Annotated in this window: 7 protein-coding genes; 4 read left to right on the forward strand and 3 right to left on the reverse strand. The window is 39.6% G+C overall.

The annotated features are described in order from the left end of the window. Positions 1–955: 955 nt before the first annotated feature. A complete protein-coding gene (sph, locus tag CLV95_RS17435; RefSeq protein ID WP_002733108.1) occupies positions 956–1702 on the reverse strand; it encodes a sphingomyelinase in 747 nt (248 codons plus the stop codon). Between the two features lie 974 nt (positions 1703–2676). Between sph and CLV95_RS17440 the strand changes: the two genes are divergently transcribed. Together CLV95_RS17440 and CLV95_RS17455 are read left to right on the forward strand one after the other, a co-directional pair. Then, a complete protein-coding gene (locus CLV95_RS17440) occupies positions 2677–3891 on the forward strand; it encodes a TCR/Tet family MFS transporter (protein WP_026054898.1) in 1215 nt (404 codons plus the stop codon). Positions 3892–4617: 726 nt separating this feature from the next. Continuing rightward, a complete protein-coding gene (locus CLV95_RS17455; protein ID WP_002733089.1) occupies positions 4618–5475 on the forward strand; it encodes a pirin family protein in 858 nt (285 codons plus the stop codon). Between the two features lie 151 nt (positions 5476–5626). On the opposite strand, the gene CLV95_RS17460 is transcribed toward CLV95_RS17455, so the two are convergent. Then, positions 5627–6508, reverse strand: a complete 882-nt coding sequence (locus tag CLV95_RS17460) for an LIC13305 family lipoprotein (protein ID WP_002733039.1) — start codon at positions 6506–6508, stop codon at positions 5627–5629. A gap of 487 nt (positions 6509–6995) precedes the next feature. On the opposite strand from CLV95_RS17460, the gene typA reads away from it, so the two are divergent. Both typA and CLV95_RS17470 read left to right on the forward strand, forming a co-directional pair. Then, positions 6996–8816 (forward strand): translational GTPase TypA, encoded by a 1821-nt coding sequence (gene typA / locus CLV95_RS17465; RefSeq protein ID WP_002759824.1) that lies wholly within the window; start codon positions 6996–6998, stop codon positions 8814–8816. Between the two features lie 853 nt (positions 8817–9669). Further along, on the forward strand, positions 9670–10884 hold the full coding sequence (locus tag CLV95_RS17470; RefSeq protein WP_002733115.1) for an acyltransferase family protein: 1215 nt from the start codon (positions 9670–9672) through the stop codon (positions 10882–10884). A 613-nt stretch (positions 10885–11497) separates the two neighbouring features. Here the strand turns inward: CLV95_RS17470 and CLV95_RS17475 are convergent. After that, positions 11498–12433 carry an LIC12353 family lipoprotein gene (locus CLV95_RS17475; RefSeq protein ID WP_002721488.1) on the reverse strand — a complete coding sequence of 312 codons (936 nt, stop codon included), beginning with the start codon at positions 12431–12433 and terminating at the stop codon, positions 11498–11500. Positions 12434–12500 lie beyond the last annotated feature (67 nt).

A 12500-nucleotide genomic window follows, 5' to 3' on the forward strand; every position in this document is an offset into this window, starting at 1 on the left:
AGTAAAAAGCCTCATTCTTGTCGGAACACTTGAAAAATATCAGTTTTTGATCCTTATGATCCCAAAAGCCTTCTTAATTTGTGGGTAACGTTATGGAAAGATCCTTGCCTCTGAAACCGGTTCAACCCCACGCATGTGGGGAAAAGGCAGAGATGCTCGTAAAGATACATTCAGACGACGGTTCAACCCCACGCATGTGGGGAAAAGGAAGTTATTGGTTCTTTTTGTGCCTTCGGTCTCGGTTCAACCCCACGCATGTGGGGAAAAGGCTAAAAACTTGTATAGGATAAATCCGGATTTTTTGCAATCTATTTTTGGGTTTTGTGTTCGAGTCAATCTATGATGGCAAATCTCTTACTAAAAACATATGCTTCTCAGGAAACTTATCCGTAATCAAGTCCCGCTGATATACGGCGCGGAACCCTGTGTTTGAAAATTGCCACTGTGTTAACATCTAAGGTACGCTTACTTTTTTCTGCTGAAAAAAGGGAAGTAACTAAAAACAAAATTAGAAAGAGTAAAAGTAAGGTGCCCATATTAAATACCGACTGAAAGTGTGAAAAACCTCTAAGAGGATTGTCTAAAATATTTCACCAGAGTTGTACTCCAAGGGAACTGTCGTTTTGAAATATAAAAAATTCTCCATTCTACGATAAACTATTGAGTGTCTTTCCTATCTATAAATCAATTTTCATTGAAAAATGCGGAACCGGGCTAAGAATCACATTGACACATCGAACGAACAAGAGGTCGCAATTATTCGGGATAGATTGCTCTAACGGATTTTGTAATTCCTTAAGATAATGAGAATAATGTATATTTCTGATTTTATTTTAAAATATACATTATTCATTATATATTTTGATGATTAATCCATTTCTAACGACATATGGTAAATCATGGTATGTTCAATGGTCTGTCTAATAAAGTCCTATCAAATCAATCGCTGACCATGCTATTCGGCTGCGGCTTCCGGAGGTGTTGGACTTAATATAGCAGTAAAAATTTCTCTTGGACCAGGATTAAGTGTCCTTACCCAAAGGAATAGATATTCATTCCAACTCCCTCCTTTCCAATTCGTGATATAATAATCATACCCATAACCTAAAGTATCATGATCCGCAAATGCGACTTTGCCCCCGGATTCTAAACATCCTCCGCTCATAACTAAGATACTAAGTCGATTGGAACCATCATTATATTTCGGATAGTATGCGTAATTACCTCCCCCTCCGCCGGCCCACCAATTCCAATAATATTTCGGATTTGCAGAGGTTTCGACTCGGATACGACCGCTTTCTATACAGTTGGGATCACTGCCGTCCTGATATAAATTGAATCTGGTAAAATAAGTGTCTCGTGAAGCATCTACTTTCAGCCATCCTTTCGGAGCTTTACTGTTGGCTTGAATTCTTTTTCCGGTTGCATAGGATACAAAAGTAACCCCGTCGTATTTTCGTTTTGGTCTGGGTCGAGGCTTTGCTTTTCTCATAGATCTATCTTGTTGCAATTCTAAACTTTGGTCATTTGGAAGGGAAAGTAAAGACAGAAGTAAATTATCTTCGTGCGATTGTTGATCCGGTAGACAGTTGAAAAAGAATAAAAGTAGGAGAACACAATAGCCTCCAAAGAACTTTGAGATTTTAAATTTATTTTGTTTTTTCTTTTTTTCCTTTCGGAATATTTTCTGTATCATTTTCATATGTATCTCCATTCAAATTTCTATATATAATAATGTATAATTTGAAAAATGGAAAATGTTCGAGATAGGCGAGAGCGCCCTATTCAAAATTGAATTTACATTCCAAAAATGATTTGTGATTTAAAGATTTATCTCAAGATAGGTTTCTTAAAAAAACGAACGGTTGTTATGCGGAGTTTTTAATTCGAAATTTGTGGACATGTTACTCTAATTTTAAGCGGGAGTTTTCTTTTTTTGTTATAAGATCTATCGATAGAGTCGAATATGAGAATTCTCGAAAGTTGGTTTGGGTGTATAAACGGATTTTTGTTCCCACAAACAACAAGAATAAAATGATAAGGCAAACCGCGAAATAGAGCTGAAAAGCTACTCGATGATTGAATCAAAGATAAAAACTAAAAAGACATTGCTGACTATTCAAAGTTTCTACTTCGCCAAATACCTGGAAAACCGATGATAGTCCGGGACCGAATCAATAATTAAATCAGATTGAAAATATTTGAAACAAACGGAAAGGATATTTACTTCCTAACTTCTACCCTGAATTATTTGAAGATTTAAACACCAAACGAAACGAACCTTAAAAAAATTAAAACGAAAGAAAATCCGATTTAAGCTTTCTGGCATCAGGCTATACCGTCGTTTTAATAGCGTTTTCAGAGTTTGACGTCGTTTAACAAAAATGCATCTTGAACTGTAATGTTCCCGGTTTCTATTATGAATTTTATATCTCTTTTTTATGATACATCGTAAGGTTTTGTTTTTGGATTAACCGTTCCGAAAAAAAACGATTAAAAGTCCTTTGGCTTCTCGAGTATATATTACCCGTAAAAAATTAAATCAGTCTTTATTTGGCGGATAAGATTTGATTCTGAGTATCTTTCAAATATGAAGATTCAATGAAATCACTGCGGAATTACTTAAGGGGTTATTTTTTGATTGCCAAGAGGTTTATTATTTGTTTGGTGGAATTTATGAATCCCCAACGTCCTGCCGCCTTAGGCTTTATTTTTGTAACTGTTCTCATTGACGTGATAGGTTTCGGAATTATCGTCCCCGTTTTGCCGAAGCTCATTCAGGAATTAACTCACGGATCTTTGAGCGACGTCGCTTGGTACGGCGGTCTCTTGATGTTCGCTTATTCATTCGTTCAGTTTATCAGTGCGCCATTTGTTGGAGGATTGAGCGACCGATATGGGAGAAGGCCTATTTTACTCGCGTCTCTGTTTGGTTTTACGTTGGATTATTTATTCTTAGCATTTGCCCCTTCCATTTTTTGGTTGTTTGTCGGAAGAGTTGTATCGGGTATAATGGGAGCAAGTTTTACGACAGGTTATGCCTACATTGCGGATATCAGCCCTCCCGAAAAGAGAGCACAGAATTTCGGGATTCTTGGAGCTGCGTTCGGACTGGGATTTATCATCGGGCCCGTGATTGGAGGTTCCCTTGGACAATTCGGTTCTAGGGCGCCCTTTTTAGCCGCGGCCGCTCTTACGTTGGTAAATTGGTTGTTCGGATTTTTTGTCCTTCCGGAGTCATTGACCGACGAAAACCGAAGGAAGTTCGAATGGAAAAAAGCGAATCCGATAGGTTCGCTTATCAATTTAAAACGTTATCCGATGATTGTCGGTTTAATAGTTGCATTTTTTCTAATAAATACTGCCGCGCATGCTGTTCAAGGAACCTGGAATTATTATACGATGGAAAAATTTCAATGGAACGAGGCGATGATAGGTTATTCGCTCGGGGTCGTTGGACTTGTTTATGCGGTTACGCAAGGAGGGCTGATTAGGATCATTCTTCCTGTGTTGGGACAGAATCGGAGTATCTATCTAGGTTTGGCTTTGAGCGCGCTCGGATACGCGTTATTCGCTCTTGCGACACAAAGTTGGATGATGTTCGTATTTTTAATACCTTATTGTTTGGGAGGGATCGCGATGCCTCCACTCCAGGGAATCATGTCCTCTCAGGTCCCCCCAAGAGAACAAGGGGAATTGCAAGGAGCACTCACGAGTTTAATGAGCGTTACTGCTATCGTTGGACCGATTTTGATGACGGGACTATTTTCTTATTTTACAGCCAGGGAAACTCCGATCTATTCTCCGGAAGCTCCACTTTGGATGGGAACGATATTGACTGCGGCGAGTCTCTGGATTTCCGTTGGTTCTTTAAGGAAACACCATTCTTAAATAATAAAAGAGGAATATTCGAGGATCTTGATGACTTTCTGCAAGTATTACTCGGACGTATGAAAAGAATACTGCAGTAAGAGCCGGTCTCAAAACCTGAAGAAAAATATCTCTAGACAATCCGGCAAGTTTTTAAAAAACGTGAGAGTTCCCACAGAAACCGTCGCATTGGCGGTTTTCTCCCGTCGTTTAAAATTGTAATAGCTCCTACATTCCTAAGGTTTTGAGACCGGCTCAAGTTTGTTTCAAAAATTAGAACGTAAATCTTCTTCAAAAAAGGCCGATAATTCGACGCGATTTTGTGAGAACTTCTGCATCTTTGCAAAAATCGTCCGTTAATTTCGGGTACTATTTTCGTGTGCCCGAGTAGCAAAAAACCGATAAATGGTTTCTATCGAATTCGAAAAATTCGTTTTTTTGAAATAATTTTAGGCACCTCTGTAAAAATGAAATTTTTTAGAATTCAGGGTGATCGGAGAATTCTATTTTAAACTTTGAAAAAATAGACAGTTATATTGTGCAAAAAATTAAGGGAAAAAAATTCAAAAAGCGATTATAAAAACAGTCAAAATCAATCACGAAAACATATGAGTTTGCGATTTTAGAAACGGAACGTATCAAAAAGACACGGAAAAAATCCGGGGTAACAGAGAATTTTCTCAAAGGAACGAGAGTTTTCTATTCAAAAATCTTGAAATCCAAAACAATCAAACTAAACTTTAAACTATGAAAATCATTTCAGCGGTTATAAAAGAACTCGGAGATAATTTCCGAGTCCGGAGAATTCTTCCGTCGATCGAAGCGCGTCACGTTGGCCCGTTCGTATTTGTGGATCATATGGGACCTGTTCCGATTCAAACCGGAAAAGAGCTGACGGTACGTTCTCATCCACATATCGGACTCGCTACAATCACGTATCTCTATGACGGAGTGATTCTACATAGAGACAGCATCGGATCGGAGATGCCCATTCGTCCTTATGAAGTGAATTGGATGACTGCGGGCTCGGGGATCGCACACAGCGAACGCTCTCAATTGGATTCTCAGTATTCTATTTTGGAAGGAATACAAACTTGGGTTGCACTTCCCAAAGAATCGGAAGAAGTGAGCGCGGAATTTTTTCATCTGGATCAAAAAGACATTCCGGTTATCAAGGGAGAGAGTTGGGAGCTTCGACTTATTGCGGGAGAATTCTTAGGAAAACGCTCGCCGGTAAAAGTGTATTCTTCTCTTTTTTATGCCGACTTGGATGTGGAGCCTGGAGCCAAGGGGGAATGGAATATCCCGGGCGATCAAGAATCTGCGTTGTATGTCGCACGCGGAAGTTTGGAGATACGAGATCAAAAGATTCAAGTCGGCCAAATGGCCGTATTTAATTCGGGGGAAACGATTTCTTTTTCTTCAACACAAGGAGGTCGTTCGATTCTTTTAGGAGGTATTCCGTTTCCGGAACGTCGTTATCTTTGGTGGAATTTCGTATCCACTTCGCCGGAAAGAATCGAAAAGGCGAAACTCGAATGGAAGGAGGAGCGTTTTCCTAAGGTCCCGGGTGAAACGGAAAGGATCCCTTTGCCCGAGGGATAAATTAGAAAAGGTAAGTTTCGTATAAAATCTTTGTTTGATAAATGCCATTAATTAGAAATTCATTTTATAAAGATTTCCTAAAACTAAAATTTACAGTAAAAAAATGAATCGAAAAATTCAATTTTTCAACCTATCCATTTTATAGAGTTCTTCAATCGCAATCCCGTTCCGCTTGAGCCATTCTGATTTTCCATTCTGTATTCTCGGCTCCCGGAAACGGCCAAAATTGTTTCCATCTAGAAACGGTTAAACGTACTTTTGCCGCAACGAACGGATCGGTCTGACAAGCTTGAACTAAAATATTGTAAGTGGCTGGCCAACCCATGATCAAAGCTCCAAATACAGCTCTATCCTCTACAAAATGTGACGCCCCATAACGCCCCATAATACCAGGCAAAGGGTGCCAAACAACTGGTATTTGAAGAAAATTCTCGGATCCATAATATTGAAATCCAGGAGCATTCAATTTTTCCCATTCTGGATCAAAATACAAGAGAAAATTAATAGCGGGGGTTAAAGATCGATCCACGGAATGTGTTAGTTCGTGATGGATTGCTGGTTGGTCATAACATTCAAAAGAGTTGAAATTTGGAATACCTCCGCATGTAGTCGTGCCATAACGCATAGTTGCCATTGGCTGTGTTACGCTAATAGCAAGAAGATTGATATCAGAAAATGCAAGTTTGATCCTCCCATCTGCCGTTGTCATCGATTTACAAAGCACAATTTTATCCACATCGGCTTTGATCCAATACCCTCTTGGATATCTGGCGATTTCTTTTTTCAGTTGTTCTACATAATAATCAATATCCTGCTGAGAGGAGTAGTTTAGATCGCAAGTAATCTCAACTTTTCCTGAATCTGTGAATGTGGAAAGATTTGTAATAATTTGTACATCCCGATCATAGTTCTCTGCCCGATCCGGGGTTGAGATTGCTAATAAAAGTAAAAGATCTGAATTGATCTTATTCTTGCTCTCATTACAAGCGATCAATGAAATTAGAATTAAGAAATAGAAAATGAAATGTAACATCGTATAAGTCCCTTTTTGATTCGGATGTATTTAGAAAACGATTTTGGAATCCATAAAGTGCCAAAATAGTAAAATTAATGTGAGTTCGGTATAACAAATGGGAAAGCGATTCTTATGCTGGGATTCTTAGAGCGCACTTTAGTTTGAAAAATTCCGAAGGAATTGGAATGAAAAAAATTCAGGTGAAACGCTTCTTACGAAAGTGTTTCAGGTCGCGAGCCATAGCTTAAACTAACGTTTGAGGACCAACGGCCAACGCTCCGTTGCCTTTTGGTTGAAACGCTTCCTATAGGGTGCGTTTCATTATGAAATTTACGAGCGGATTCGCCCGAACTTTTATACATCGAATTCATATAAAACCCGACAAAGCGCGCGACTGCGAGCCGCCAAGCGTCGCCAAAAATAACCGTTAAAAAATTCTTCCTTTAAAAAATTGACAAAAAAACCGGATTTACACCAGGGGGCTTCCGAAATTTTTGGTCTTAGAATGGAAATCCGCAACATAGCTATCATCGCCCACGTAGACCATGGAAAGACCACACTTCTGGACGGAATTCTCCGTCAGACCGGTGCCGTTACTGCCAAAGAAGACGGAGAAAGGATCATGGACTCCAATGATTTGGAAAAGGAAAAAGGAATCACGATCAAAGCAAAGAACACTGCAGTGGTTTACAAAGGAACCAGAATCAACGTCGTGGATACTCCTGGTCACGCGGATTTCGGCGGAGAAGTGGAACGAGTTCTCGCGACTGCGGATTCTTGTCTTCTCCTTGTGGATGCGTTTGATGGACCGATGCCACAGACTCGTTTCGTATTGGGAAAGTCCCTTCAACTCGGTCACAAACCGATTCTCGTAATCAATAAAATTGATCGACCAGGTGCAAGACCAGAAGCGGTCGTAGACATGGCGTTTGATTTATTCTCCGATTTAGGAGCGACCGACGAACAGCTTGATTTTCCGATCGTATATGCATCCGCGAAACAAGGCTGGGCGGTATATAACCTAAGTGATTCTCCGGGAACAAACTTAGACCCGCTTTTAGATACGGTTTTGAAACATGTTCCTCCCGTTCAAGCGGACACGGAAGCTCCTCTACAGTTCCAAGTGACTTCTTTGGATTATAACGACTATGTGGGAAGAATTGCGGTCGGGAAAATCTATGCGGGAAAGATGGCGCTCGGAATGAATGTGATCCAGCTTGCGGCGAAAAAATCGGATACAACCACACCTACCGACACGGCACTATTTAGAATTACTAAATTATACAATTTCGAAGGTCTGAAACGAAACGAAGTCAATAACGCGGAAGCGGGAGACATCGTAGCGATTGCGGGGCTTCCCGACGTGTTTATCGGAGATACGATCTGTGAACCGGGAAAGCCGGCTCCAAGACCGGCGATCGAAGTCGAAGAACCGACCGTTTCCATGTTCTTCATGGTAAACAATTCTCCGTTTGCAGGAAAAGAAGGAAAGTTCGTAACAACTCGAAATATCCGCGAACGTCTGGACCGCGAATTGGAGACCAACGTAGCGATGAGGCTTGAAGAAACCGAAGACAAGGATCGTTTTAAAGTTTTAGGACGTGGAGAACTTCACTTGTCGGTTCTGATCGAAACGATGAGAAGGGAGGGATTTGAAATCCAAGTTTCTCGTCCTGAAGTGATCTTAAAAACCAACGAACAAGGTCAGAAACTCGAACCGTATGAGTATTTGGTAATGGACATTCCGGATCAATTTACGGGGACGATCATCGCAGAATTGAACCGCAGAAAGGGAGAGCTTCAACTTATGGACGCGCATCCTTCCGGAATGACCCGTGTTGAATTTGTAATTCCGACACGTGGAATCATCGGGTTTAGGGGATTTTTTATCTCCGAAACACGAGGCGAGGGAGTGATGTCTTCCCGTTTTCTTAGATTTGACATCTACAAAGGTGAGATCCCAGGTCGTAAGAACGGCGCTTTGATCTCTATGGATTCGGGTGAAACTACCGCGTATGCACTTTGGAAAATTCAGGAGAGAGGGGAATTAGTGATCGGACCAAACACAGCGGTTTATCCTGGAATGATCATCGGAATTCATTCTCGTGAAAATGATCTCGAAGTGAATCCCGTAAAAGAGAAGAAGCTGAGTAACGTCCGTTCCTCCGGTGCGGACGAGGCGATTCGACTGGTTCCCCCTAGAAAATTCTCTCTGGAACAAAATATAGAATTTTTAGACGACGATGAACTTTTGGAAGTAACTCCCGCAAATCTACGTCTTCGTAAGAAATTTCTAGATGCAACTATGCGTAAACGCAATAAGTAGGATCAAATTTAGGAGTTTTAGAAATTTTTGAAATCTAAGGCTCCTTTTGTGATCGTGTTCCATTTTGTTTTATTAAATTTTTCCGTTTTAAGACGCCTTTTCTCTTGATTGTAAATTCGCTTTCTTTAATAGCTATCCACAAACCTCGTTATCATTGAAATGAAATTTGTTCTTACTACTTTTTCAACGAAAGACAGAACTGTGTGATGAAAAGGGTCATTGAATCGAGTTCATTTCGAACTATAACCAATCGGTGATACCTTTCGAATTTCATTCTGTATTTTTCTGATTTTTTGGAGTCTTCATTCAGTGAGTAAAAATTTAGAACTTGTCCCAAAACCTTGGAATCGTAAGAACTCCGACAAGAGTGCACGAACAATAAAATCTGTTCGAAAGCCCGTAAATGATCAAAGAGCCATATCCGCGGGAACTCCTACATTCAGAGGACTGAGGACAGTGTCGCGGCAATGCCGCTCCCACAGAAGACAGTTTTGGGACAAGTTCTTATATAGACTTTCGGATTACGAGCTACATTTATAAGAATAAAGAATTTGCAGAATGAAACAATTGTGCTTCTGCGGAGTTTGAATATGAGTAGATTATTCAATCATTTTATACGTCTTACGGCTTGATTTTTTGCCTCAAATTTTAATGACGAGGTTTACAAATAATAGAGACTCGTGAATTATATTGTTTATTAAAATGTTAAAAGATATTTAAATTTCATTTTAATGATCTCTTACTTTCGCTTGAAGCGGTATTACCAAGTATTTTTGGATTGGGTTCTGGTAAAAAGGGGATTTTACGGAACGGGAAATAAAAGAAACGCTCTAATTGGAAATTAAAAAAAGTAATGAAAACTTTCATTAAAGATCTTTGGTTTCATCGTGATAACGAGATTCAGTCTCTAAACGGTCTGAGAGCGTTTGCAATTATTCTCGTCATTTTAAATCATTATGCTCTTGCTTGGAAAAAAATCGGGACGCTTCAATCCGACTCCCTTTTTTGGTCGGGGGTGGATTTGTCTTTTGTTCTCAGCGGTTTTTTGATTTCAAAGGGACTTTTGAGTGATTGGACTAGAAACGGAGCGATCAATTTTCAAAAATTCTATCTGAAACGCACGTTCCGAATTTTTCCGGCTTACTATTTTTTTATCACGTTTAGTTTGGTTGCTTCCAGTTTTGTGCTCAAAATCGCGGAGAAGAAAGGACTCGAACAGGAAGCCTATGTGCTTTCATTTAAACTTTCCAATGCGTGGGGAGACTTCGTATTTTTAGGAAATTATTTTCCGGGAATGAACATTCACACTTGGTCTTTGTCCATAGAAGAGCAGTTCTATTTGGTTTTTCCACTTTTTTGTAACCTTTTACTGTTTAAGATGAATCCTAAACATAGACAACCTCTCCTATGGAGTTTGCTTTTGATTCCTACTACGTTTCGCGTGATCGTTTATATGACTACGGACATACCTTTGACTCCGGAATATTTTAATGAGATTTATTTTCCTTTTCACACTCGATTCGATTCCTTGGTGATGGGAGTGATCGCGATGGATCTTTATGTAGGTCATAAGAATTTGGTGAGTCGGTTGAAGGCGGATAATCGATTGTATTATCCGCTTTTATTTGTATTTTTTTCTTTCTTATTTGTGGCGCATTGGGTGAATCTGCGTACGGACAGTTTTTTTACTCATACTTTCAAATACAATCTTTTGAACATAGGTTTTGCGGGAATCCTATTGTTTGCGGTAGTTCGCTCGGAAGGTTTCTTGAGCCGTTTTCTAAGTCTAAAACTTTTTGTTCCCGTGGCGAGGTTGAGTTTCACGATTTATCTTTGGCATTTGATTCTAATCGGAATTTCTCTATCGATTTTAAAAATTCGAACAGAACCTAGTTCCACTTTGGTGCTCTTCTCCCAATTTATTTTCGTGTTGGTTTTGGTCGTTATTCTTTCGATTCCTTTTTACGCTTTGATCGAGTATCCGTTTCAATATTTGAAAACAAAAATTCTTCTTAAAAAAAGATCGAGCGAGAAGTCACTCCAAGTTCAATCGGAGTCTCCCATTTGATTTTTAAGAATTTGCTTTGATCGAAAAAAACAATAGGGTGATGATTGCGGAATTTTGAAAGAGAAATGATGGATGACAGACGACTGATAACAGAATGCTTTTCTTCGAAAAGCATTTCGATTTTGTTCTCTTTTTTGTCTCCACAAACTGCATTTTAAAACCGTGATGTATCATCTCCCCCGTTTCTTTCTGTCCTCTGTCTAGAACGAGCGAAGCGAAGTTCGTCTGTCCTCAGTCCTCTGAACGCGAAGTTTGTTTGTCTTCTGTACGGCAAATCCAGCCTTTGCAAGCAAAGGCTGGACCGCGCTTTAACTCAATGTTGCTGCCTACGGTCGCAACATAATGCTCCAATTCCTTCGGAACTTAACTCAATGTTTCTACTTAAACTCAGTGAAACGGTTTCCTAAGGGGCACCGTTTCAGATCGAAACATATAATCGATTTCGCATTTGTTAAGCCGAACTCACGTTAATCAGATTAACAAAACTGTTTAATCGACTATTTCCACAAAATAGAAACAGATGAAAAATTAATTTTGGGGTAACTCTTGTATTTGAAAAGGTGCGGTTACATGTAAACGAAGACAAATCTAGTTTTCATTGTAGATCGGGGCGTTATCGTACGTTCTTTAATTTTTCGATTTCCCGGATGAGCTCTTCTTTACTTACGTTCGGATCGGATTTGAGCTTACGAATGAGTTCGTCCGCGGTTGCTCTCTTGTTGATCGCTTTTGTATCGATGTCTCCTTTTAAAATTACCGGATCTCCTACGGATACGGAGAGAATTTTTCCATTTTCCACCGGTTCTAAGATGCCGGAGTGTTGGTGGATTTCTACGATCTTACACGGAACTTGGTCTTTTCCTACAAGAAAAATCATTCCGGGTTTGATGAGTTCCGACTTTGAAAAAACGGAAACAATTTGTTCTGCAGTATTTACGGCCGCTTTGTAAAATACGACTCCTGCAGTTTCATTGTCAATTGTTACGCTTTTTTGATTTACATGAGTCGTAATTCTTCCTTGAAACGAACCTCCGATTTTTGTAAATGTCATTTTGGAAAATCTTAAAGTTTTGTTGTCGGGGGAAATCTCTCCGAGCAGATTTCCGCTTAACGTTACATTACCTACTTCTCTAACCTTGGAAGCGGCTCCCATCTCGCTCAGTTTCCAACGTTTTGGATCGGATTCTCTTGTTCCCATATGAGGCTGGTGAAATTCTTGATAAAGAGATTCTTGTAAAAGGATTTCGTTTTCACTGGTTACGACTCCGCCGGTTCTGATTCTCCATTCCTCTCTGTTATCACTTGTGATAAAGCTGAGTCTTACGATGGTTTTTCTTTCGAAGGAAAGATCTCCGTTGGATTTCGGAAAGATGCTTAATACTTCGATTTTCATTTTGCCGTCTTTAGTCCATTCTGCCGTCTCGGAAGAAAGATAAAATCCGGCCAGATCCGGATTCGGAGGTGTCGGTTTTCCTCGAAGGTTTTTGCCGCAACCGATAAACAAAATGATATATAATAAAATAATAATGTATTCGATTTTTATTCTCATAAAAGTTCCGATTGTTAGAATTTATTTTTTTTTGTTCGGGTAAAGTATCTTTTTAAAATACCGTTTT

Source organism: Leptospira borgpetersenii serovar Javanica (genome assembly GCF_003046425.1).
GTDB classification, from domain to species: domain Bacteria; phylum Spirochaetota; class Leptospiria; order Leptospirales; family Leptospiraceae; genus Leptospira; species Leptospira borgpetersenii.